We start from the raw sequence: 22388 nt of genomic DNA on the forward strand, positions 1-22388 counted from the left end.
ATCCTCGCCTACGCCGCCTGACCGGCGGGGGCCGGCCGGCTCCGGCACCAGGCCGCCACCGACCGGGCGTCGAAGCCTCCGTCGTGGGCGGCGAGGTAGCCGTCGGGCCGGATGAGCAGGACGCTGCCGTGCCGGGCGCCGAGCTTGCGCCTGAACTGGCCGGCGACGTCCACGAAGACGGGGGCGCCCACCTCGGCGGGATCGAGCACCCCCTCGTCGATCACGAGGTGCGGCCGTACGGCGAGGCCGTAGGTGTCGGCCACGGCCGCGAAGAGGGCCGTGATCCGCCGGTGATCCGCGGCGAGGTGATCCGCTTCCGCGTAGACGAACAGTCCGAAGCCCGGGTCGCGCAGCACCTCGTACAGCCGGGTCGGGGGGCGGTGGGCGGTCCACAGGTCGACGTCGGGGACGCGGTCCCCCGAACGCACCCCGCCCTCGCCCGCGCCTCGGTGGGCGTGGCGGTAGTTGATCGCCAGGCCGGACAGGCTGCCCGCCAGGCGACGTTGCACCGGCGCCCGGGTGACCACGGTCCGGGTGACGATGCTCCGCGCCAGCCGGAGAAGGGGGTTGGTGAGGGTGAAGAGGCGGAACATCCGGTCGGTCCCGTGGCGCACGCTGGTGTGCACCGGATGGCGTTCGCCGTCGTAGGTGTCCAGGAGGTTCGCCGGAGCCTGGCCGCGCAGCGCCATCGCGAGCTTCCAGCCCAGGTTGGCGGCGTCCTGGAGGCCCATGTTCATGCCCTGGCCCGCGGCCGGGCTGTGCGCGTGCGCGGCGTCGCCCGCGAGGAACACCCGGCCGACGCGGATCGTCCGCGCCTGCCGGCTGGGTGCCACGTACCGTGTGAGCCACACGGGGTCGCGCAGCTCGATCGTTCTGCCCGTGATGGCGTTCACGGTGTCCTGGAGTTCCTCCAGCGTGAGGGCGTCGCCGCGGGCGTGGTCCTGGCGCTCGAAATCCACCGCGAACACGCGGACGTACTCCCCCAGGAAGGGCAGGAGCGCGACGAACCCCCGCGAGGAGGCCATGTTCGTGACCCTCGACCGTACGAGATCCACGTCGGCCTTGACGTCGCCGATGAGGACCAGGGTGTCGAGTTGCCGGCCGTCGAAGGGCAGGCCGACCAGCCGGCGGACGCTGCTGTGCGAGCCGTCGGCGCCGATCAGATACCGGGCCCGCACCCGTTCCTCGCGCCCGTCCTCGCCGCGCAGCGTCGCCGCCACGTGGTCCGGCCCTGGCGCGAGGTCGACGAGTTCCACGCCACGCTCGATCGGGACGTCGAGATCCGCCAGGTGCCGGGCGAGGATCTCCTCGGTCCGGCGTTGTGGGAGCACCAGCATGTAGGGGAACCGGGTGTCCAGATCGCGCATGTTCACGGACACGGGTCTGCCGGTGCGCTGCAGGCTCACGCCCAGCCCGGGCGCCGGATAGCCGTGCTTGACGAACTCGTCGGCGAGCCCGGCGAGATCCATGATCTCGAGCGTCCTGGCGTGCACCACGAGCGCCTTGGACAACGAGTCCCGCGTGCGTCGGCGGTCGATCACCCGTACGGCGACGCCACGGCGCGCCAGCTCTCCGGCCGCCATCAGACCGACCGGTCCGGCGCCGACGACGAGGACCTCGCACATTCCCTCTTCGACGTTGGTCATCCTGCGCTCCTTCGCTCCGTCTGCCATCGACGGTATGCCAACAACTGTTGGCACACAAGTGTTGGCCAACAAGTGTTGGTAACCAGCGCGGGCGTGGACACCAGACCGGCGCCGGCGCGGACGCTCGCGCTTCCTGGTCAGGTGACAGATGCGCCGGACCCGCCGCGAGCCCGCTCCGCACCGCGCTCCACGACGGCGGCCGCCCGCCCGCGCCTGGTCGGCCGGCGCGCAACCAGGCCTCCCGAACGGCGTCGTCGGCCTCGGCGAACGAGCCGGGCATCCGGTACGCCACCGCCCACAGGCGGGTCCGGTTCTTCTCGGCGCCCTCGGCCAACCGGTCGGAACACGAACCGGCTTCAGGGGCAGCGTCGTGACCGACCGCAGGGACCGGGGAGCGAACGCGAACGCCGCGACCTCGATCCCGGCAGCCCGAAGCTCGCGTGCCACAGCGGGCGGTCGAGGTGATGTTGGAGGGTCCGGCGGACCAGTTGTTCGAAGTCCATCGAGGCCGGCGGCTCCAGCCGGAGGAGATACCGGCCCACGATCACGCCGAGGCCCTGGCTGTGCAGCAGGCCCGCCTCGGCCTCGATGTCACGGTCGTCGGGGAAGGCCGATCTGAGCGCGGGCAGCATGTGTGTCGATCAGCCGTTGCACGGCGAGCGCGGCATCGTCATGCGTCATCGCCGCGCGGTGCAAGGCGGCCAGGGCGTCGTTGTCCCCGCGTTTCCGGGGATCCAGCGAGGCCCTGGCGAACTGCTGACCGATCCGCTCGCGCGGCGCCTGCGTGAGGCCGAGCGTGGTGAAGCCGGCCTTGGGGGTGGCCGCGAACAGGTCGGCCTTGCTGCCGTAAGAGCGCATCACCATGGCGGCCGTGACGCCCGAAGCGCGGGACGGGCCCCCACGCGTCTCTCTCCGTCATAGCGGGCCCACCTTGTCAGCGAGCTTTTGCCAACAAGCGTTTACACGTTGCAGCCGCGCTCGTTGGCGGTCAATCGGGTGACCACCGGGCCGCCTACCGGTCGGCGTCGTCGCAGGATCCTGCCGACCGGCGTCCCGGTGGCGGCGACGGGGGCGGCTCAGCCGTGCGCCTTCTCCCCCGCCACATAGGTGGCCCGCACCTCGATCTGCGCGATCCGATCGGCCGGGACCGTCCGGGGGTCGTCGCCGAGTACGACCAGGTCGGCCCACTTGCGTGGCGAGATGCTGCCCAGGACGGTCTCCCGGCCGAGGGCGTGCGCGGCCGCCATCGTGTAGGCGTGCAGCGCCTCCTCCACCGTGATGGCCTCGCCGGGCCCCGTGACGAGGCCGCTCGCCCCGCGCCGCCGCACCATGTACTCGATGGCCCGGAGCGGGGCCCCGCCGACGACGGGACGGTCGGAGCTGCCCGCGACGGGCACCCCGGCGTCGAGGAACCCGCGCCCGCGGTACTGCCAGTGGGCGCGCGTCTCGCCGAGCACGGCGGCGTAGTCGTCGCCGTACGCCCAGAGGAACTCGGGCTGGACGACCGCGATGGCCCCGCACTCGGCGAGGCGGGGAAGCTGGTCGGGGCGGACGATGCCGCAGTGCTCGATGCGGTGCCTCGCGTCGGGGCGGGGGTGCGCCCGCTGCGCCTCGACCAGGGCCTCGATGGCGACGTCGATGGCCCGGTCGCCGATCGCGTGCAGGGCGAGCTGCCACCCGGAGGCGTGGGCGGCCACGATCTTCCGCCGGAGTTCGGCCTCGTCGTCGGCGAGCGCGCCCCGGTTGTCGGTGCCGCAGAACGGCTCGCTGAGCGCGGCGGTACGCGCCTGCACGCCGCCGTCCAGCCACATCTTCATCGCCCCGAGCCAGAGCCTGTCGCCTCCGAACCCGCTGCTCATGCCCAGGTCGAGCCCGAGTGTCACGCCGTCGGAGGGGGCGGCGCCGACCGGGTGCAGCGCGAGGTCGCTCACCATCAGCTGAACCCGGATGGGCAGGTCGGCCCGCTGGTAGGCCAGCAGTTCGATCGGCGTGCTGGCGCCGAGCCCGGCGACGATGCCCGCCTCGCCGCAGGCGGTGACCCCTTGGGCGAGGCAGGTGCCCGCGGCCTGCCGCAGGGCGGCGATCGTCTCGGCCAGGTCGTACGGCCGGCGCATGCGGTGCACCGCGGCCTGGGCCGCCTCCAGGAAGACACCGGTCGGCTCGCCGTGCTCGTCGCACAGCACGTCGGGGTCCGCCAGGTGCTCGGCGGTGAGCGACAGCCCGTGCAGCACGGCCGTGTTCACGAGGCAGGCGTGTCCGGAGCGGTGCAGGAGGAATGCCTTGCGGCCGCCGGTGACCGGGTCGAGTTCGGCCGCGGTGAGGTGCCGGCCCAGCGGGCGCTGGTCGTAGCCGACGACGTCGATCCACTCGCCGTCCACCGTCCGCGCGTGCCGGGCGATCGTGGCGAGGATCTCCTCCCGGGTGGTGCAGCCGGAGATGTCCAGGGAGCGCGCCCCGCGCCCGGCCCAGGCGAGGTGGGTGTGCGCGTCGACGAACCCGGGCAGGACGGTCGCGCCGTCGGCCCGGACCGTCTCGCGGGCGCGCAGCCCGTCGATCTCCTCGTCGAGACCGACGACGCGGCCGTCCCAGATGCCGATGGCGCGCGCGGACGGCCGCGCGGCGTCCATGGTGACGACGTTGGCGTCCTCGATCCGCAGGTCGAGCAGCATGGTCAGCCCTTCCTCGGGCCGACGAGCACCGCCGCCTCCACCTCGACCGGCGAGTCCATCGGCAGCCGCGCCACGCCCACGGCGGAGCGGGCGTGCTCGCCCGCCGGGCCGAGCACCTGCACGAAGGTCTCGGACGCGCCGTCGGCGACCACGTGGTGGGAGAGGAAGTCGGGCGCGGTGGCGACGAACACCGTCACCTTCACGAGTGCCTCGACCCGGTCGAATCCGCCGAGTTCCCGGTCGATCTGCGCGAGCAGGTTGAGCGCGCACTGCCGGGCGGCCTGCCGCCCCTCCTCGATCGAGAGTTCGGCGCCCACCCGGCCGCGTAGCGGGAACTCCCCGTCGACCGCGGCGACCTGGCCGGAGATGTACAGGACGTCCCCGCACCATCGCACCGGCCGGTACTGCGCGAAGGGACGTACGGGCTCGGGCAACCTCACGGTCGGATTCAAGGTGATCGTTCTCCTCGGGGTAGTCCGGTTGCCCGAACGGTATGCCACCTTTAGACTATGTGTCAATCAACTGGATTCTTTGTCATTCACTGTGGGGAGCCCCCGTGCTGGAGCAGCCCGTGTTCGCCATGACCGACCCCGAGCAGATCGACGCGCTGATCGACGCGTACGGCTGGGCGTCGCTCGTCACCCACACCGAGCGGCACGGACTGGTGGTCTCGCACCTGCCGATCGTGCGCGACCGGCAGGCCCCGCCGGGCAGCGGCGCCGTCCTCGGCCACCTCGCCGGTCCGGACGGCGTGCTGCACGAGCTCGGGCGGCACGATGCCGTGCTGATCGTCCAGGGCGCGCACGGCTACCTCTCCCCCTCCTGGTACGGCGAGACACCGCACGTCCCGACCTGGGACTTCCAGGTGATCCATCTGCACGGGCGCCCGGAACCGCTCGACGCGGACGCCACGTTCGCCGTGCTGCGCGACACCGTCGACCACTTCGAGTCGGTGATGCCGGTCCCGTGGACACTGGACTCGGTGGCCGGCTACGCGGCCCGCATCGCACGCGGCACGGTCGGCTTCCGACTCCGTCCCCGCCGCGTGGTGGCCAAGGCGAAGCTGAGCCAGGACGAGTCGGCACGGCTTCGCGCCCGGACGGCGGGCATGCTCGACGCCGACGGGCCGTACCGGAATCCGGCGCTGGCCGCGGCGATCCGCTCGATCGACGCGGGCTGACGCCGATCGGCGCGGCGGCGCCGTTCGAGTCTCGGGTCCGGGATCGGCACGACGGACGGCGACGCCCGCGTGCACGGGTGCGCCGGCCGCTCGAACAGGGTCTGCCCCGCGCCGATCTCCAGACTCAGGCCGTCCACGGCGCGCACGGGCCGCGTCCTCCTGCGGAGCGGGCCCTGCGGCCGGCCGGGTAGGTCCTGCGCAGGTCGGAGACGCCCAGGACGGCCTCCCCCGTGCCGGCCCGCTCGCGCGGCGCGTCGTCGGGTACGGGCGCGGGGAACGGCTCCGAGCGCTCCAGCGCGCCCGAGACGATCTCGGCTGTGCGGTGGCACGCCGTCGCGTGCCCCGTCGTCGGCGACAGCGCGGGCTCCTCGACGGCGCGGAGCTCGGCGCGGGCCGGGCAGGAGCGTCAGGGTGGGCAGCGCGAGATGCCGGAGCCGCTCGACCACCCCCGCGCCGGGGACCGGTGTGGTACTCCCCGTCGCAGTACAGCAGGATGTGCCTGGTTGACCTCGCCGCCGAGTACTTCACGAAGTCCGCCACCAGGAAGACCGGTGCCGACAGCAGGACGAACGACACGACGGCGACGGCGAGCAGCCGCAGGCTCCCGCCGGCGCGCCGCCCCATCTCGCTGACGATGGCCTCCTGGGGAATGTCGCGCCCCCTGCCCAGGCAGGCCGCCGCGGGGGTGAGCGTCACCGAGGCCGGCAGGTAGGCGAAGCTGGTGGCGGCGAACACGAGGGCCGTCTTCACGGCGAGGCGGCGCAGCAGGAAGGTCGGCATCCGGTCTCAGCTTTCCGTCCCACGCCGCCTCCAGGCAGGGTTCGACATTCGGGACATATGTTTGACGAATTGTCTAAGCCGTGCGCAAACTATGTCAGGATTTGCTCCAGATGCAGGAGTTGTCATGATTGATCCATCCGACCTGGCGGCCGAGCTCGCGGAGGCCGCCGCCCCCGCCATGGCCAGGACCGGCACGCCCGGCCTCGTCATCGGCGTGCTCGTGGGGGACGAGCGGCGCTATCACTGCGCCGGCGTCACCAGCGTGCGCGACCCGCGCCCGGTCACGCCTGAGACGCTGTTCCGCTACTGCTCGATCACCAAGCCGATCACCGCGATGGCCGTCATGAGCGCCCGCGAGCAGGGGTTGCTCGACCTCGACCAGCCGGTGGCCGACCTCGTCCCCGGCCTCCCCGGCGCGGACGGCGTCACGGTCCGGCACCTGCTCGACCACACCAGCGGCTGGGAGGGCGAGTGGCCGGGCGACATGTTCGCCTTCGGCGCCGACGACGACGCCCAGGCGCGCCTGATCGCCGAGTTCGGCGTGCTGCGCCGGTTCGCCCCGCCCGGGGCGGCCTTCGGCTACTGCAATCCCGGCTACTGGCTGCTCGGCGAGATCCTCGCCAGGCTGGACGGGGTTCCGGTCGAACAGGCGCTGCGCCGCCGCGTGCTCGACCCGCTGGGCCTGGCCGACGTGGTGACCGGCACGGACGAGGCGATCGTCCGTCCCGTCGCGCTGCCGCACACCGCGGGCCCGGACGGCGGGCAGCGGCTCCTGCCACGGATGGCCTTCCCCCGCGCCAGATTCGCCTCCGGCGGGCTCATCGGCAGCGCGCGGGCACTGCTCGACCTGGCGGCCGACCAGCTCGCCGAGACGAGCAAGGTGCTCACGGCCGGCTCCCGCACGCTCATGGCCGGGACGCGTGTCCCCGCCGAGCGTCCGGGGCGCTTCCAGGGGCTGGGCTGGGCGATCGACGGCGAGGGCCCCGACGTCTCGCTCGGGCACAGCGGGAGCTTCAGCGGCTACGTCTCCCACCTGCAGCTCTTCCCCCGGCACCGGGCCGCGGTCGCCCTGCTGGCCAACAGCGGCGCCGGGTGGGAGGCGCGCACCGCCGTCCACGAGCGGATGCTGGAGCGGCTGGGCACCGGCCGGCCGCCCGCGCAGGAGCCGATCGGCGGCGTGGACGCCACCGGGAGAGCCGGTTCCTACGCCTACCCCGGCTGCCGCGAGCTCGTGCTCGAACCGTCCGATGACGGCCTGCTGGCGCGGTTCGTGAGACTGGACGGCACGGTCGAGCCCACGGCGCGGGCCCGCCCCGTGTCACCCGAGGAGTTCGTGCTCCTCGACGGCCCCTTGCCGGGCGACGTCCTGCGGTTCCTGCCGGAGGTGGAGGGCGGCATCCGGATCGGCCTCAGGCTCGGCGCCCGGCTGGCCCCCTAGATCTAGACGTAACGTCAAGACTATTGACTTTCAGTCGAAGCGGTGGCGACGATGTGACTTGCTCGCGGTCAAGGGAGGAACAACCAGATGACCCTGCGCACCCGCGCGGCAGCGACCTGCCTGCTCGCCACCGCGCTCACGCTCACCGCGTGCGGCGGCGGCTCCGGAGCGGACCGGCGCCGACGTCACCGAGCGCCGGCACGAACGACATGAACCCGCGGCCGAGGTCGGCGCTCCAGGACGGCGGCACCCTGCAGTGGGGGCTCAGTCAGAAGATCACGAACTTCGACCACCACACCATCGACGGCGCCTTCACCGATACCTACGACGTGATCACGGCGCTGCTCCCGCGTGTCCTCCACCACAGCGCCTCGGGGCAGCCGACGCCGAACACCGACTCGTCCGTCGCCGGCACGGGGGCGTACGGGTTCGCCGACGTCCAGCACCAGAACATCGGATTCGCACATGACTGATCGCTTCGACATCCTCATCCGCGGCGGCCGGGTCGTCGATCCCGCCAACCGCGTCGACCAGGTCACCGACGTCGGGGTGGCCGACGGCCGGATCGTGGCCGTCGGCGACGACCTGCGGGGCCGCGCAGAGCGGACCCTTCAGGCCGCGGGGCACTACGTGCTGCCCGGCCTCGTCGACCTGCACGTCCACATCGCCCTTCCCAGCGCGCCCGGAGCGGGCCACGCCATGCTCGCCAGGGCCGGGGTGACCACCGCGCTGGACCTCAGCGGGCCGGCCGCCGGCGTCCTCGCCGGAGCCGCCGAGGGCGGCGGCGCCGGCCTGTCCATCGCCACCCTCGAACTGGTCAAGCCCGGCGTGCAGCTGCCACCCCACCCGTCGCGTGCGGAGATCCGGCGCGCTCTCGACCGGATCCTGGCCGCGGGCGGGCTGGGCGTGAAGCTGCACGTGGACGCGGGCTGGGACGCCGAGGCCACCGGGACGATCATCGACGAGGCGAACCGGGCGGGCGTGTGGGTGGCCAGCCACTGCGGCACGACCACCGCGGGCAGCGACATCGAGGGCCTGCGCGAGACGCTGGAGCTGGCCGGGGACAACCGGCTGCAGATCGCGCACGTCAACAGCTACTGCCGGGGCGACGTCGCCGACGTCGCCGAGGAGGCGGCCACCGCGATCGCGCTGCTGCGCGGCTCGCCGCACGTGTTCGCGGAGTCCTACCTGGCCGAGATCAACGGCACGTCCGGCAGGTGCGTGGACGGCGTGCCGGCGAACAGGCGGGTGATCCGCTGGCTGGAGGGCGGCGGCTACCCCGGCACCGAGGAGGGGCTGCGCCGCGCGATCCGCGACGGCTGGGCGAGCGTCCCCCACGTCTGCGGCGACGACGTCGTCCTGCGCACCGGCGAGGAGGGCGTCGCGGCGTGGGAGGCGGCCGGCACCCCCTCCGGCGTCTGCCTGCCGATCAACCCGGGCGTCTCCCGCCTGCTGCTCGGCGCGTCACGGAACGCCGCGGGCGGCTTCGACGTGCACGCCTTCGCCACGGACGGCGGTTGCATCCCGCGCAACGTCACGCTGTCCATGGGGCTGTCCATGGTCGAGTGGGGGTTGCTCCGGGTGGACGACCTGGTGCGCAAGGCCTGCTGGACACCCGCGCGCGTGCTCGGACTGGCGGCCAAGGGGCACCTCGGCGTGGGCGCCGACGCCGACCTGGTCGTCGCGGACCCGGTGGCCCGCCGCCCGCGCACCGTGATCGCGGCCGGCGCCGTGGTGGCACACGAGGGGCTCGTGCTCGGCCGGGGCACCCGGTTCATCAGCACCGCGCGGGGCGAGGAGGCCGTCGAGGCGGCCACCGGCCCCGGCACGGTGATCGACGTCCGCGCCGGCGGCCTGTACACGGGAGACGGCCTTGCCTGAGCGGTTCGACGACCTGGCGGGTCTGCTCCCGCGCCTGGCCGGCCTGCCCACGCCCGCCCTGGTCCTGGACGAGGCTGCGGTCGAGGCCAACATCGCGCACACGCTCGCTCTGGTGGGCACGCCACGGCGCTGGCGGGCCCACGTCAAGACGGCCCGGATCGGCTGGACGGTCGACCGGCTGCTCGCCGCCGGCGTGACCAGGTTCAAGGCGGCCACCGTCGGCGAGCTCGCCATGCTGCTCGATCGCGGCGCGCTGGACGTGCTCCTCGCCTACCCGGCGGTCGGGCCGGCCCGCGCCGCCGCGTCCGCGCTGGCGGACCGGCACCCGCGGGCGCGGGTGTCGATCCTCGTCGACACGCCCGAGACGGCGGGGCGTCCAGGACGGCTGGCCGCCTTCCTGGACGTGGACACGGGCCTGCACCGCACCGGCGTCGACGCCGGCGACGCCGCGGCGGCGCTCGCCGTGCTGTCGGCCTACCGGGAGGCCGGGTGGGCGTTCGCCGGGGTGCACGCCTACGGCGGCCACCTCGCCGACCTCCCCGGCCCCGACCGCGCCGCCGCCGTGCGTGACGAGGTGCGGCGGCTGACCGCGCTGGTCCGGGCGGTCGAGGCCGGCGGGCACGCGGTGCCTGAGCTGTGCACGGGCACCAGCCACACCTTCCACGAGAGCGTCCAGGCCGCGCCGGGCGGCACGGTGGGCGGCGGGGCCGCCGTCACGGTCGGCGCGGGCACCGTCGTCTACAACGACGCGCGGAGCCTGGCCCGCTTCGCCGGGCAGCCCGCCTTCGCCGGCTTCCGGGCCGCGGCGGGGGTGCTGACCCGGGTCGTCAGCCGGCGCGCCGGGCAGGTGACGGTCGACGCCGGGCTCACGGCGATCCAGGTCGACGCGGGCCGGCCGCACGCGGTGGTGGCGGGCCACCCGGGGGTGGTCGTGGGCGCGCCCTCGCAGGAGCACCTGGTGCTCACCGGCGCCGTCGAAGGCTTCGGGGTGGGCGAGTCGCTCATGCTGCTCCCCCGCCACGTCGACACGGCGCTCGCCCAGTTCGGCGTCGTGCACCGGGTCGGCGGCGAAGGAACGGTGCGTCCGGAGGAGGTCTCCGGTCGGCATCAGCCTTCGTCGCCGGCTTGATCGCTCTCACGCAGGCGGGCGATGTGATTGTAGATCGACGCCCTCGACAGCCCGAGCCGTTTGGCCACGAGGGGCACCGCCCGGCGGATCTGGAACAGTCCCCGCTGTTCCAGCATGCGGACCACCTCGGTCCGCTGCGCGACCGTGATCCGGGCGAGGCTGTGCCCCAGCTCGTTCTCCACCTCGGTCAGCACCGAGTCGATCACGGCGTCGATGTCGTTGCTGAACGTGGTGGTCGCCGCCTCGCTCGGATCGGTCTCACCGGCCAGCTCGGCGACCAGCCGGCTGAGCGTGCGCAGCTCGGTCACGTCGAAGTTGATGCACAACGCCCCGAACACGTGTCCGTCGGGGTCTCGCAGGAGCATCGTGGAGGACTTGACGGACCGCCCGTCCGACAGGCGCGTCACGTAGTTCAGCTCGTCGGTGGCGGCGTCGCCCTGTTGCAGCATCTTCAGGCCGATCTCGCTCATGGCCGAGCCGACCTGGCGGCCCGTGACGTCACCCGCGACATCGATCACCGAGTGTTCGCGGCGGCGGTAGTCGTGCAGGACGACCTCGCAGCGACGGCCGAACGTCTCCTGGATGCCGGCCACGATCGGTCGCAAGGCGGCGAACACGGCCTCGGCTGCGGAGTCGGAGGCGGCGGCGGCGTCGCGGGAGCGCGTGGTAGGGGTCACACGGCCATCGTAGTCGACGCAACGTCAAACGTGTTGACTACAAGTCCAGACCGTCGCTCAGATCGCGCCCGGGTCGCCGACCCGCTCGTAGACGTCGGCCTCGAACTGGTCGAGCAGCCGTTCGCACTCCGCGACCTTCTCGCGGGCCAGGTCCCTGCCGGGCGCGCCCATCCAGTCGCGCTCCTCGACCTTCTGGAGCCAGCGGCGCAGCTTCTCGAGATCCTGCCGGATCTCCTCGGCCTCCTCGAAGGTGTAGTTCTCCCGGAACCGCTCGAACTCGATCTCCTTGAAGAACTTCGTCTCGCACTCCTCCACGATCTCGGCGTACTCCTTGGCGGAGTTCTCGCGGAAGGACTCGACGAGCTTGCGGCGCTCGCGCTCCTCGACGTCGGCCAGCACGAAGATCATACTCTCGCCCCCGAGCTCGTCGATGCGCTCGCGGACCTTGTCCAGTCGCTGCCGGACGCCCTCACGGCCGGGGAGGACGCACACGGCCTGCTGGATGTAGAGGGCGCCCAGGCGCTTCAGCTCGCGCCACACCGCCACCCGGGCGCGCGACGTCGTCGAGGGCACGCGGTACGTGAGCAGCAGGAAACGCTCATCGGTCGTCATGGCACCCAAGGCTAGCCAGTTGACATACCGTCTCCGTTTAATGAAGCATGAGTTCCATTGAAACACTTGTTACAAAGAAGGAGTCGCCGTGACAGGCGCAACCTGGGGCCTGGTGGCCTCGACCTTCGCCGCCTCGTTCGTCGAGTTCGTCGAGGCGTTGACCATCGTTCTCGCCATGGGCGTGACGCGCGGCTGGCGCTCGGCCCTCACCGGCACCGTGGCGGCGCTGGTGGCGCTGACCGCGTTCACCGCCGCCGCCGGGTACGCCCTCAGCAGCTGGCTCCCCGAATCGCTCCTCCAGCTGGTCGTCGGCACGCTCCTGCTGATCTTCGGCCTCCAGTGGCTGCGCAAGGCGGTCCTGCGGTCCTCAGGTCTGAAGGCGATGCACGACGAGGAGGAGGAGTTCGCGAGCCAGACGGCGGCCGCGCGCCAGGCCGCGCGCCGGAGCCGTTTCGGCGTCGACACGTTCGCGTTCGTGGTCGCGTTCAAGGGCGTGTTCCTCGAAGGCGTCGAGGTCGTGTTCGTGGTCATCACGTTCGGGCTCAGCGCGGGGAACATGCCCGCGGCGGTCGGCGGCGCGGCAAGCGCCGGCGTCCTCGTCCTGCTGGCCGGCCTCATCCTGCACCGCCCGCTCGCGGCCATCCCGGAGAACGCCCTGAAGTACGGCGTGGGCCTGCTCCTCGCGAGCTTCGGCGCGTACTGGGCGGTCGAGGGGCTCGGCGTGTTCACCGAAAGCGGCGAAAGCCTCGAATGGCCGGGTGGCGACTGGGCCATCCTCGCACTGCTGGCGTGCTGGCTGCTGATCTCGCGCGTGCTGATCGGCTTCCTGCCTCGTCTCAAGCCGGAGGTCGCGCGATGAGATTCCTCAAGGGGTTCGGACGGTTCTGGTACGACTTCATCGTCGGTGACGACTGGAAGATCGCCGCAGCGGTCGTCGCGGCGCTCGCGCTGACGCTCGGCGTGGTGCTCGCCGGCCTGCCCGCCACCGGGGCGGCGCTCGCGGGCGGCGTCCTCCTGCTCCTGTTCTTCGTGGTGAGCGTCGTGATCGACGTGAGGAGGTAGGCGTGCCCCGCAGCGGCCCGACCGGCGGTACCAGCGACCACCCGACGCAGTTCCACGCGGGCCTGCCGCCCGCCCCCACCCCGGCCGTGCTCCACGCGATCGCCGACGTCTCCCGTGCCGGAGCCCGGTTCGAGCTCGACGTCGGCCCGGCCGGAGCGGGGTGGCGGCCGCTCGCCGACCTGTCCACCGACCCCGCCGTCCTCAAGACCAGGATCACGGCGGTCGCCGAGCACCTGGGCACCGACGAGAGCCGCGTCGCCGCCTCGCTCCTGTTCCAGAGGGCGGCCTCCCGGCTGTACTCGCCGCTCTTCGGGGCGGCGGTGGCCCACGGGATACTCCTCCGCGCGGATCCCCTGCACATCCACTGGCGGGCGGCGCCCGGCGGCGCGCTGCCGCTCCGCGCCGTCGATCCGGCCGGGTGGGAGGCCACGCCGGGGCAGAGCGCCGAGGCGCTGTACGCCACCGTGGTGACCGGGCTGCTGGAGCCGCTCGCCGACGCGGTCAGGGCCGCCGTGAAGATCGCACCCGGTCTCCTCTGGGGCAACGTGGCCTCCGCGCTGGCCGGGACGCTGCGCGCCTTCACGCGCGACCGGCCCGAGCACACCGAGGCCGGCTTCGCGCTGACCCGCAGGCTGCTGGAGCTGGGCCGGCTGCGCGGCACCGGCGACCTGACCGAGCCCGCGCCCGACCGCCCCCTGTTCATGCGCCGCAGCTGCTGCCTGTACTACCGGGTGTCCGGCGACATGTGCGACGACTGCAGCCTGACCGACGCCGGCCGCCGCGGTCAGCCGGAGAAACGGAATCCGTCCACGAGCACGGAGGGAGCGGTGATGTCGCCGAGCACCGGCACTCCCCCGAACCAGCCGCGCACCGTCCTGCGGTCCCTGCCGACCGCGCCGACCCTCCGCAGCACGTCCGGATAGCTCTGGCTGAAGCGCAGGTCGCGCACCGGGGCGACGATCTCACCGTGCTCGACGAGGAAGACGCCGTCACGGGTCACCCCGGTGACGATCCCGCGTTTGGGGTCCACCGGATTGCTGTAGTGGAAGCGGGTGACGAGGAGCCCCCGGTCCAGCCGCCCGATCAGTTCCTCCCGTGACAGCCGGCCCGGCGCCATGAACATGTTCACCGGGAGGGGCCCCACCGGGTTGGGCGCGGGCAGCGCGTGCCCGGTGGAGCGGACCCCCGCCCGCGCGGCGGTGCCGGTGTCGTGCACCACCCGGTCGCATCTGCCGCGATCGATGAGGCTCACACGTTCCTTCCCGACACCCTCGTGGTCGAAGGCGGTGGGCAGCCCGAGGGGATCGGTCCCGTCGTCCCAGACGGTGACGAGATCAGTTGCGACACGCAGACCCGGCTGCGCGAAGGACTGCCCGTCCTGCACGGCCCGCGCGTTGAAGCCGAACCGGCCGAGCTTGGCCAGCACGTCCGCCACCGCGTACTCCTCCAGCACGACCGGGTACTCCCCCGCGGGCAGGACGACCGGGTGGTCGCCGGCGCGCGCCTTCCCCGCCGCCTCCCGGCCCAGAGCCGCGCCGTCGACGTGCGCCACGTCCACCGCGCACGTCTCGGCGTAACCGGTGCCTCCGCCCGGCGACGCGTGGACGGTGACCAGCCAGGCGTCGCTCCTGGTCTGCGCCGCCCGCACGCCCCGGCTGCTGAGCACGACCGTGGTGACGGCGCCGGTCGCGAACGAGCCGGACGCCGCCGCCCCCGCCGCGTCGGCCGCCGCGATGACGTCGCGGACGACCCCGGCACGGAGTTCCGGCGTCGCCTCAGCTGTGGCGGCGGCATAGGCCCCCGTCACCTCCGGGATCGGACCGGGTTCCGGCAGGCCCGGCCAGTCGTCGGTCTCGGCCGTGCCCGCGGCGTTGGACGCGGCGCGTTCCACCAGGGAGTCGAGCGCCGAGTCGTCCAGGCGGCCCGCCACGGCCATGCCGTGACGCCTGCCCCGTACGTAGCGCAGGCTCACCCGGACGGCGTCCTCGGTGACACTCTGGTGGATCTCGGAGTCGGCGAACCTGGTCAGCGAGGCCAGCCGGCCCTCCACACACACCTCGGCGCCCGACGCGCCGTGCCGTCGCGCCCTGTCCAGGAGCCGCTCGGCGTACCTCTCGAACCGGCCGTGCCGTTCGTCGATCGTCATCGTCCCGCCACCATCCGCACGCCTCGGAACCGCGCGCCGGGACAGCCGTGGCCGACCTGGACGCACTGCGGAGGAAGCCCCTTGGCGCAGTTCGGATTGCCGTACATGACGAAGCTCCGCTCGTCGGCGACCGCGTCGCAGGAGCGCCAGAACTGTGGCGTGATGCCGGTGTAGACAGGGTTCCTGAAGATCCGCCCCATCCTGCCGCCCTTGATCTCGTACGCGATCTCCGTGCCGAACTGGAAGCCCCATCGCCGGTCGTCGATCGACCAGCTCCGGTTCGTGGTCAGGTAGAGGCCGTCGTCCGTGTCCGCCACGATGTCCTCCAGGCTCATCCCGGGCACAGGCATGAGGTTGACATTGGTCATCCTGATGAGCGGAAGGCGGTTCCAGCTCTCCGCGCGCACGGTGCCGCCGGACGGCCGGCCGATGCGCGACGCGGTGTCCCTCGATGTCAGGAAACCGGTGAGGATGCCGTTCTCCACCAGGGTGGTCCGCTGCGCCGCCACCCCCTCGTCGTCCCAGCCGAACGTCCCCGGGCCTCCCGGCACGGTGGCGTCGGCGACCAGCGTGACCAGGTCGGAGCCGTACCGGAAGCGCGAGTCCGGCAGGTCGGGGCTCAGGAAGCTGGTCCCCGCGTAGCTCGCCTCCGCGCCGAAGACGCGGTCGAGCTCGGCGGCGTGCCCGCACGACTCGTGGATCTGCAGGTAGAGCTGGCTCGGGTCGATGACGACCGTGGCGGGTCCCTCCGGGCACGGCGGCGCGGAGAGCAGGGCGACCGCCTCCTCCCCGCACCGCGCCGCGTCGCCCCGCAGATCGAGCTCCCGGATGAACTCGTACCCCGCCTGCCGCCACCGGCCGCCCCGCGCCTCCGGGTAGCTGCGCCGCTGGTGCTCGCCTCCTCGTACGGCATGGGCCTCGATGCCCGCTCCCACGTGGGTGAACACCTGCTCGACGAAGCTGCCGTCGGTGGCCGCGAACGTCTTCCACTCCCGCTGGGCGGCGTACCTCGACGCGGTGGACACGACTCCGGGAACGGCCAGGGCGGCGTCGGCGGCCAGCAGGTCGGCGACCTTCTCCTCCAGCGACAGCGCGAAGGGGTCCTCGCGCACGGGGGTGGCGTAGGCGCCGCGGGCGCGCGGACGTTCAGCCAGGGTCACGCGATGGCGGAGGGAGGGGGCCGCGGCGCGGGCGAGCCGCACGGCCTCGGCGGCGGCCCGGCCGATCGCGCCCGCGTCGTAGCGGTGGGTCGCCGCGAAGCCCCACGCCCCGCAGGCGAACACCCGGATGCCGACCCCCTCGGTCTCGTCGGAGACGACGCTCTCCACCCGGCCGCCGCGGACCGTCACCGACTCCTCCACCCGCCGTACGACGCGCACGTCCGCGTAGTCGGCGCCCCTGCCGGTGGCGGCGTCGAGCGCCAGGTCGGTGACCTCCCGCGGAGCGCCCGCCGGCCCGAACGGGGTCAACCGCCGGCCCTCCTGCCCGAACGGAGCAGCCAGATCATGTACGGCGCCCCGACCAGGGCCGTCATCACGCCGACGGGGATCTGCCGGGGATCGATGACGACGCGTCCGACGGTGTCGGCGACGACCACCAGGGCCGCCCCGAGCAGGGCCGCCACGGGCAGCATGCGCCGGTGCGAGGAGCCGACGAGCCCCCGTGCAAGGTGCGGGGAGATCAGCCCGACGAAGCCGACGGCTCCGATCGTCGCGGCGGTTCCCGCGGCGAGCACGACCGCGGCCGTCAGGACGAGCAGGCGGACGCGGCCCAGCCGGAGCCCGAACGCCCGCGGCAGGTCCTCTCCCAGTGCCAGCATGTCGAGCGGCCGGGTGCCCGCGACGAGCAGCACGGTGACGACGAGCGGGACGACCAGCCAGAGCAGGTCGCCCGCCGAGCGGCCGTAGGCGGACCCGGCCAGCCAGGTCAGCACCGCCCCGATCGTCATCGTGGAGCGCAGCGCCAGGACCTGGACGACCGCCGAGGTGGCCGCGGCCAGGCCGATGCCGACCAGGACCACGCGCGTGGGGTCGAGGGTTCCCTTCCGCCGCGCCACGGCGATCACCAGCAGGAGCGCGAGGAGACCGCCGAGCGACGCCGCCGCCGGGATCATCCAGTGCGGCGCGGCGGACACCAGGGTGATGACGGAGACGGCGCCGATGGCCGCTCCGCCGGTGACGCCGAGCAGGGACGGCTCCGCGAGCGGGTTGCGGATGACGGCCTGGACGGCGCCGCCCGCCACCGCGAGGCAGGCTCCGCCGCCGGCGGCGGCGAGCACCCGGGTGAACCGCTGGGACAGGACGCCGCGGACCAGCGCGTCGGGATCGAGCATCTGCGCCGGGCTGATGCTCAGGGTGCCGACGGACAGGCCCACGACCACGGCGCAGGCGAGCAGCACGACCGTCGCCGCGACGACGGCGGCGTGGCGCCGGCCGCTCGCCGGCCTGGCGTCGGTGACCGTGGCGCCGGTCTCGGCGTCACCGGTCGTCAGCCTGCGCACCAGCACCAGGAAGACCGGGCCGCCCACCAGGGCGGTGACGACGCCCACGGGGATCTCGCCGCCGGCGGCGGTCTGCAGCGCCTGTCCCGCGCCGTCGGCGAGCAGCACCAGCAAGGCTCCGGCCGCGCCTGACAGGGGAAGCAGCCACGCGTGCCGGTGGATTCCCGCCATCCGGACGGCGATGGGGGCGACCAGGCCGACGAAGCCGATGGGCCCGGCCACCGTGACCGCGACGGCGGAGAAGGCCACGGACAGCACGAGGACGTACAGGCGCACGCGCCCGGCGTTCACCCCCATGGACTCCGCCGTGTCGTCTCCCAGGGAGAGCAGGTCCAGCGGGCGCACGAGACCGGGCAGGACCAGGGCCAGGACGAGGGTCGCCGCGCCCGTCCAGAGCGGGACGGCCGGCCCGGTCTGGATCAGCGACCCGTTGCCCCAGAAGAACGTGCCCCGGGCGGTCTGCTCGTCGAGCATCTGCACGGTCAGCGCGAGGGACGTGGCCGCCAGGGCCACGGCGGTGCCGGCCAGGAGCACCCGCCCGGGGGCGTACAGCGACCGGCCCGCCAGCGCGTACACGAGGGCGGCGGCGCCGAGGGCGCCGGCCAGGGCGGCGGCGCCGGTGCCGAGCACACCGAGGCTCAGCCCGGTCGCGCCGGCGACCGTGACCGCCAGGTAGGCGCCCGCGTTCACGCCCAGCGTGTCGGGGGCGGCGAGCGGGTTGCGCGTCCCGCCCTGGATCAGCCCGCCCGCGAGGCCGAGGGCGAGCCCCGCCACGAGGCCGGCGAGGGTCCGGGGCAGCCGCCCGCTGAAGACGATGTCGTCGGCCAACGGGTCGCCGCCGCCGGTGAGCACGCTGACCACGTCGCCGACGCCGAGGTGGGAGGCGCCCTGACCGAGATGCCACAGGGCGACGAGGACCAGAAGGGTGAGCATGGCGGCGCAGGCCAGGGGGCCGACCGGCCGCCGGGCGGGCCGCACGGGAGCGGGGGAGGCGAGGACGGCGCTCATTTGACCAGCGCCGCCACGGTCTCGTCGAGCAGCTGCTCCGCCGAGGAGGGGCCGCCGTACAACCACGGCGTCGGGTCGAGCTTGTAGGTGTGGCCGGCCTTGACGAACGGCAGGCCGGTCCAGACCTTGTTGCCGGCGAGCTTCACGAAGGTGTCGTCGGCGGACGGGGAGACGTACAGGAACCTCACGTCGGCGGGCAGAGCCGTCAGGGCCTCGACGCCGACCGTGCTGAGCCCGTCCCCGTCCGCCGTGCCGGTCCACGCGTTGGTCATGCCGGCCTCCTCCAGGATCTGGGAGGCGAGCGACGGCTTCGCGAAGACGGTCACGGTGGCGGCGCCTGCCCCGCCCGCCGGGTAGGCCAGGGCGAACGTCGTCCCGGCGGCGGAGAGTTTCTCCTTCGCCGACGCCGTGGCCGCGTCCAGCCTGGCGAGCGCCTCGGCGGCTTCGCCGTCCTTCCCGAGCGCCCCCGCCAGCGACCTGAAGGACTCCTTCATCATCACGAGCTGTTTCTTGGCCGGATCGTTCCAGCGGAACGCGACGACCGGGGCGACGCTCCTGAGACTCTCGATGTTGCCGGCGAGCCGGTCGGCGTTGCCCACGATCAGGTCGGGCCTGAGGGCGGCGATGGTCTCGAGGTTGGGCTCCTGGCGGGTGCCCACGTCGGCCGCGGTCGCGGGGATGCGCGGGCCGGCGGTCACCCAGTCGTTGTAGAGGTCCTTGTCGGCCACGCCGACAGGGGTCACGCCGAGCGCGAGCAGTTCTTCCGTGTAGGTCCACTCCAGCGAGACGACCCGGGTGGCCGGGCCGGGCAGTTCCACGGGGCCGAAGGCGTCCCGTACGGTGATCTTGGCTGGGCTCGCGGCGGGAGCGGTGGTTTCCGCCGGGGAGCCGCACGAGGCGAGGGCGAGCACCGCGACCACGGTGCCGAGAAGGATGGCGTTTGTGCGCATCGTCGTCTGCCTTAACTGATGGGGGGTCATCCGTGGGGGCGGGCGTGGAGTCAGTTGGGTGAGCTGCGCGGGAAGCAGGCGATCCCGCCGGTCTCGGAGTCACGCACGACCTTGACGTCGACTCCGAACGCGCGGGCGATGCTCTGCGAGGTGAGCACCTCGGCCGGTTCGCCCTGGCCGAGGATCCCGCCTCCGGCGGTGAGCATCACCTGGTCCGCGTAGGTGGAGGCCTGCCCCAGGTCGTGGAGGACGAGGCCGCACGCCATGCCGTACTCGTGGGCGAGGGCGCGCACCACCTCCAGCACCTCGATCTGGTAGCGGAGGTCGAGGTAGGTGGTGGGTTCGTCCAGCAGGAGGATGTTCGCCTCCTGCGCGAGCACCGCGGCGAGCCAGGCGCGCTGCCGTTCGCCGCCGGACAGCTCGTTCATCCGCTTGTCCGCGAGGGGAAGCGCGTTGGTGACGCGCAGCGCCCAGTCCACCGCCTCCAGGTCCTTGGCGGTGTGCCGCGCGAAGGCGCCGCGATGCGCGTACCGGCCGTTCCTGGCCAGCTCGCGCACGGTGATCCCGGCGGGCACCAGGGGGGTCTGCGGCAGGAAGGCGAGGCGCCGGGAGAGCTCCCTTCTGCTCAGCTTGTCGAGGGGGTCGCCCAGGACGCGGATGTGCCCGTCGGTCGGCGGCTGCAGACCCGCGAGCGTCCGGAGCATCGTGGACTTCCCGCAGCCGTTGGGGCCGACGAGCACGGTGACCGTGCCCGCGGGGAGGGTGAGGTTCACGTCGGCCACGACGGTCCGGCCGTCATGACCGACGCTCAGCCGTTCGGCGACGAGGGGACCAGACATTGTTCCGCCTTTCTCATCGCGGGCCGCCGTCGGAGACTGACGAGGAAGGGCAGCTCGCGTGAGGTGGGGGTGGGAGTGGTAGCCCGCAATCTAGGCAGAGATTGGACCCTGTGTCAATAAGTTCGACTAAACGTAAAATTCTTCTGGTCCGGGCCTGTTCGGGCTGGTGAGAGCACGGCCGGAGCCGCGCCGGGCTCACGCGGCGCGATGCACCACAGTGCCATCGACGATCGTCGCCACGACGCCGGCCCCCAGGACCTCTCCGGTCTCCAGCAGATCCCTGTCGAGCACGACGAGGTCCGCGTCCATCCCCACGGCCAGGCGGCCCCGCCGTCGCTCGGCATGCGCCGCGTACGCGGAGCCCTGCCCGTACGCCGCGAGCGCCTGCGGCAGGGTGAGCGCGTGGTCCGCGGAGATCGCGCAGTGCAGGGTCAGGAAGGGGTCGTGATCGACCACGGGCCAGTCGGACCCGAGGGCGACGACCCCTCCCGCCCGATGGATCGCCGACATCGGCCAGTTCAACGCCGCGCGATCCGCCCCGATCAGGCCGTGCCAGTGGTGCGCGCGGCCGGGCGCGGAGAAGGCGTGCGACGGTTGCATGCTGGCCACGACATCCAGCTCCGCGAAGCGCCTCACGTCGTCCGGGTGGATGACCTCGATGTGCTCGACGCGATGGCGACGGCGACGGTGATCGCGGCCGGCCGCCTCGAACGCGTCCAGGGCCATCCGGACCGCGCGGTCGCCGATCGCGTGCAGCTGCACCTGCCAGCCCCGCCGATGCGCCTCCGCCGTGAACGCGGTGAGCTGCTCGGGCTCGAAAGCGGGCGCCCCCCGGCCCTCCTCCCCTTCGTACGGCGCCAGCATGGCTGCGGTGCGGCTCTCGATGACGCCGTCGACGAAGCCCTTGAGGATCCCGCCGGTGAGCCGGTCGCCGCCGCGAAGCGGAGCCACGAGTTCCTCGTGCGCGTCGAGGGTCGCCCGCCACTCCGCGAGCGACTGCTCAGGGGCCATGGGCAGGGCGATCCTGGAACGCAGCGTCAGGAGGCCCTCGGCCAGCACCTCCCGCCACACCGGCACCTCTCCGGGGTCGGTGCGCGCGTCCTGGACGGCGGTGAAACCGGCGGCGTTCAGCGCCCGGACGGCCCTCAGCAGCGCGATCTTCAGGTCCTGGCGGTCCGGCTCGGGCATCACCCGGTAGACGAGCTGACCCGCCTTCTCCTTCAGCCAGCCGGTGGGTTCTCCGCCGTCCGGATCACGCACGATCACGCCGTTGGCCGGGTCAGGGGTGTCGCGGTCGATGCCCGCGGCGCGCAGGGCGGCCGAGTTGACCCAGTAACTGTGGCCGTCCATGCAGATCATCATCGCGGGCCGGGAGGGGACGACCAGGTCGAGCTGCTCCTTGGCGGGACGACCGTCGCCCCAGGCGGCGTGGTGCCAGCCCCCGCCGATGATCCACGGCGCTTCCGGGTGGGCCGCGGCGTACTCCGCCACGCGCGCCTGCATCTCCGGCAGCGTCGCCGCGTCTCCCAGCGTCAGCATGCCGCTCCACTGGCCGCCGGGGATGACGTGGAGGTGCGCGTCGTCGAAGCCCGGGAGGACCAGCCCGCCCGCGGCGTCGATCACCTCCGCCCGGGGATGACGCAGCCGCCGGGCCTCGGCGTCCGAGGTGACGGCGGCGATCGTCCCGTCCTCGACGACCACGGCGGTGGGCTCGTCCTCGGCGCGGGCGACCGCGGGCGTCCCGGGCAGGAACAGCCGGCCGTTGACGATGACGACGCGCTGGGCGACGGCGTCCATCGTTCCTCCTTCCTGCACGGCGCCGCCCTCCTCCGCGTCCGGCGAGGGACGCAGGGGCTCGCCGTGCGAGCTCA

Annotated in this window: 20 protein-coding genes and 2 pseudogenes; 9 read left to right on the forward strand and 13 right to left on the reverse strand. The window is 73.3% G+C overall.

Features of this window, described 5'->3' with window-relative positions; genetic code table 11:
• Positions 1–8: 8 nt before the first annotated feature.
• The 5 genes from BMX74_RS25395 to BMX74_RS25415 form a co-directional block, all read right to left on the reverse strand.
• On the reverse strand, positions 9–1646 hold the full coding sequence (locus BMX74_RS25395; RefSeq protein ID WP_177227512.1) for an FAD-dependent monooxygenase: 1638 nt from the start codon (positions 1644–1646) through the stop codon (positions 9–11).
• 356 nt (positions 1647–2002) lie between these two features.
• Positions 2003–2278 carry a TetR/AcrR family transcriptional regulator gene (locus BMX74_RS46710; RefSeq protein ID WP_091103239.1) on the reverse strand — a complete coding sequence of 92 codons (276 nt, stop codon included), beginning with the start codon at positions 2276–2278 and terminating at the stop codon, positions 2003–2005.
• A complete protein-coding gene (locus BMX74_RS25405; RefSeq protein WP_143078761.1) occupies positions 2238–2504 on the reverse strand; it encodes a hypothetical protein in 267 nt (88 codons plus the stop codon). Before BMX74_RS25405 ends, BMX74_RS46710 begins: the two co-directional genes overlap by 41 nt.
• 218 nt (positions 2505–2722) lie before the next feature.
• On the reverse strand, positions 2723–4315 hold the full coding sequence (locus BMX74_RS25410) for an amidohydrolase (RefSeq protein ID WP_218154045.1): 1593 nt from the start codon (positions 4313–4315) through the stop codon (positions 2723–2725).
• 2 nt (positions 4316–4317) lie between these two features.
• Positions 4318–4755, reverse strand: coding sequence for a RidA family protein (locus tag BMX74_RS25415; RefSeq protein ID WP_236714610.1), 438 nt, complete (start codon positions 4753–4755; stop codon positions 4318–4320).
• A 116-nt stretch (positions 4756–4871) separates the two neighbouring features.
• Between BMX74_RS25415 and BMX74_RS25420 the strand changes: the two genes are divergently transcribed.
• The 6 genes from BMX74_RS25420 (at position 4872) to BMX74_RS25445 (ending at position 10723) form a co-directional block, all read left to right on the forward strand.
• Positions 4872–5495, forward strand: coding sequence for an FMN-binding negative transcriptional regulator (locus BMX74_RS25420; protein WP_055502098.1), 624 nt, complete (start codon positions 4872–4874; stop codon positions 5493–5495).
• Between the two features lie 493 nt (positions 5496–5988).
• Positions 5989–6207, forward strand: coding sequence for a hypothetical protein (locus tag BMX74_RS25425; protein ID WP_143078762.1), 219 nt, complete (start codon positions 5989–5991; stop codon positions 6205–6207).
• Between the two features lie 192 nt (positions 6208–6399).
• Positions 6400–7713 (forward strand): serine hydrolase domain-containing protein, encoded by a 1314-nt coding sequence (locus tag BMX74_RS25430; protein WP_177227513.1) that lies wholly within the window; start codon positions 6400–6402, stop codon positions 7711–7713.
• Positions 7714–7922: 209 nt separating this feature from the next.
• Positions 7923–8186, forward strand: coding sequence for a hypothetical protein (locus BMX74_RS25435; protein WP_091103245.1), 264 nt, complete (start codon positions 7923–7925; stop codon positions 8184–8186).
• Entirely contained in the window at positions 8179–9594 is a 1416-nt protein-coding gene (locus BMX74_RS25440; protein ID WP_091103247.1) for an amidohydrolase family protein, read from the forward strand. The genes BMX74_RS25435 and BMX74_RS25440 overlap by 8 nt, the downstream gene beginning before the upstream one ends.
• Positions 9587–10723 carry an alanine racemase gene (locus BMX74_RS25445; protein WP_091103249.1) on the forward strand — a complete coding sequence of 379 codons (1137 nt, stop codon included), beginning with the start codon at positions 9587–9589 and terminating at the stop codon, positions 10721–10723. Before BMX74_RS25440 ends, BMX74_RS25445 begins: the two co-directional genes overlap by 8 nt.
• On the opposite strand, the gene BMX74_RS25450 is transcribed toward BMX74_RS25445, so the two are convergent.
• Positions 10702–11400 carry a helix-turn-helix transcriptional regulator gene (locus BMX74_RS25450; protein WP_218154046.1) on the reverse strand — a complete coding sequence of 233 codons (699 nt, stop codon included), beginning with the start codon at positions 11398–11400 and terminating at the stop codon, positions 10702–10704. The genes BMX74_RS25445 and BMX74_RS25450 overlap by 22 nt on opposite strands.
• Positions 11401–11457: 57 nt before the next feature.
• Entirely contained in the window at positions 11458–12012 is a 555-nt protein-coding gene (locus tag BMX74_RS25455) for a Chromate resistance protein ChrB (RefSeq protein WP_091103250.1), read from the reverse strand.
• An 88-nt stretch (positions 12013–12100) separates the two neighbouring features.
• Here BMX74_RS25455 and BMX74_RS25460 point away from each other — a divergent pair, with 88 nt between their 5' ends.
• From BMX74_RS25460 to BMX74_RS45825, 3 genes and pseudogenes are all read left to right on the forward strand, one after another.
• Positions 12101–12871 (forward strand): COG4280 domain-containing protein, encoded by a 771-nt coding sequence (locus BMX74_RS25460; RefSeq protein ID WP_091103252.1) that lies wholly within the window; start codon positions 12101–12103, stop codon positions 12869–12871.
• Positions 12868–13074, forward strand: a complete 207-nt coding sequence (locus BMX74_RS25465; protein WP_091103254.1) for a hypothetical protein — start codon at positions 12868–12870, stop codon at positions 13072–13074. Before BMX74_RS25460 ends, BMX74_RS25465 begins: the two co-directional genes overlap by 4 nt.
• Before the next feature lie 701 nt (positions 13075–13775).
• A pseudogene (locus BMX74_RS45825) lies at positions 13776–13832 on the forward strand ((2Fe-2S)-binding protein); the annotation flags it as partial.
• A 26-nt stretch (positions 13833–13858) separates the two neighbouring features.
• On the opposite strand, the gene BMX74_RS25475 reads toward BMX74_RS45825, so the two are convergent.
• The 6 genes and pseudogenes from BMX74_RS25475 to BMX74_RS25500 form a co-directional block, all read right to left on the reverse strand.
• Positions 13859–15220 carry a TldD/PmbA family protein gene (locus BMX74_RS25475; protein ID WP_055502109.1) on the reverse strand — a complete coding sequence of 454 codons (1362 nt, stop codon included), beginning with the start codon at positions 15218–15220 and terminating at the stop codon, positions 13859–13861.
• Positions 15217–16689: a TldD/PmbA family protein gene (locus BMX74_RS25480; protein WP_218154047.1), complete on the reverse strand. Its 1473-nt coding sequence runs from the start codon at positions 16687–16689 to the stop codon at positions 15217–15219. The genes BMX74_RS25475 and BMX74_RS25480 overlap by 4 nt, the downstream gene beginning before the upstream one ends.
• Positions 16686–18728 (reverse strand): iron ABC transporter permease, encoded by a 2043-nt coding sequence (locus BMX74_RS25485; RefSeq protein WP_091103255.1) that lies wholly within the window; start codon positions 18726–18728, stop codon positions 16686–16688. Before BMX74_RS25485 ends, BMX74_RS25480 begins: the two co-directional genes overlap by 4 nt.
• Positions 18725–19678, reverse strand: a complete 954-nt coding sequence (locus tag BMX74_RS25490) for an ABC transporter substrate-binding protein (RefSeq protein ID WP_177227514.1) — start codon at positions 19676–19678, stop codon at positions 18725–18727. The genes BMX74_RS25485 and BMX74_RS25490 overlap by 4 nt, the downstream gene beginning before the upstream one ends.
• Positions 19679–19995: 317 nt before the next feature.
• Positions 19996–20517 (reverse strand): annotated as a pseudogene (locus BMX74_RS25495) (ABC transporter ATP-binding protein); the annotation flags it as partial.
• A gap of 195 nt (positions 20518–20712) precedes the next feature.
• Entirely contained in the window at positions 20713–22314 is a 1602-nt protein-coding gene (locus BMX74_RS25500) for an amidohydrolase (RefSeq protein WP_091103260.1), read from the reverse strand.
• Between the last annotated feature and the right edge of the window lie 74 nt (positions 22315–22388).

Origin of the sequence: Nonomuraea pusilla (genome assembly GCF_900109355.1) — a bacterium.
GTDB classification, from domain to species: Bacteria; Actinomycetota; Actinomycetes; order Streptosporangiales; family Streptosporangiaceae; genus Nonomuraea; species Nonomuraea pusilla.

Bases quoted from the DNA above. Each gene is read 5' to 3' on its own strand.
- BMX74_RS25465 (WP_091103254.1), top strand. From the start codon at position 12,868: ATGAGATTCCTCAAGGGGTTCGGACGGTTCTGGTACGACTTCATCGTC.
- BMX74_RS25455 (WP_091103250.1), bottom strand. From the start codon at position 12,012: ATGACGACCGATGAGCGTTTCCTGCTGCTCACGTACCGCGTGCCCTCG.
- BMX74_RS25485 (WP_091103255.1), bottom strand. From the start codon at position 18,728: ATGAGCGCCGTCCTCGCCTCCCCCGCTCCCGTGCGGCCCGCCCGGCGG.
- BMX74_RS25430 (WP_177227513.1), top strand. From the start codon at position 6,400: ATGATTGATCCATCCGACCTGGCGGCCGAGCTCGCGGAGGCCGCCGCC.
- BMX74_RS46710 (WP_091103239.1), bottom strand. From the start codon at position 2,278: ATGCTGCCCGCGCTCAGATCGGCCTTCCCCGACGACCGTGACATCGAG.
- BMX74_RS25490 (WP_177227514.1), bottom strand. From the start codon at position 19,678: ATGCGCACAAACGCCATCCTTCTCGGCACCGTGGTCGCGGTGCTCGCC.
- BMX74_RS25500 (WP_091103260.1), bottom strand. From the start codon at position 22,314: ATGGACGCCGTCGCCCAGCGCGTCGTCATCGTCAACGGCCGGCTGTTC.
- BMX74_RS25405 (WP_143078761.1), bottom strand. From the start codon at position 2,504: ATGCGCTCTTACGGCAGCAAGGCCGACCTGTTCGCGGCCACCCCCAAG.
- BMX74_RS25435 (WP_091103245.1), top strand. From the start codon at position 7,923: ATGAACCCGCGGCCGAGGTCGGCGCTCCAGGACGGCGGCACCCTGCAG.
- BMX74_RS25475 (WP_055502109.1), bottom strand. From the start codon at position 15,220: ATGACGATCGACGAACGGCACGGCCGGTTCGAGAGGTACGCCGAGCGG.
- BMX74_RS25440 (WP_091103247.1), top strand. From the start codon at position 8,179: ATGACTGATCGCTTCGACATCCTCATCCGCGGCGGCCGGGTCGTCGAT.
- BMX74_RS25425 (WP_143078762.1), top strand. From the start codon at position 5,989: ATGTGCCTGGTTGACCTCGCCGCCGAGTACTTCACGAAGTCCGCCACC.
- BMX74_RS25395 (WP_177227512.1), bottom strand. From the start codon at position 1,646: ATGACCAACGTCGAAGAGGGAATGTGCGAGGTCCTCGTCGTCGGCGCC.
- BMX74_RS25410 (WP_218154045.1), bottom strand. From the start codon at position 4,315: ATGCTGCTCGACCTGCGGATCGAGGACGCCAACGTCGTCACCATGGAC.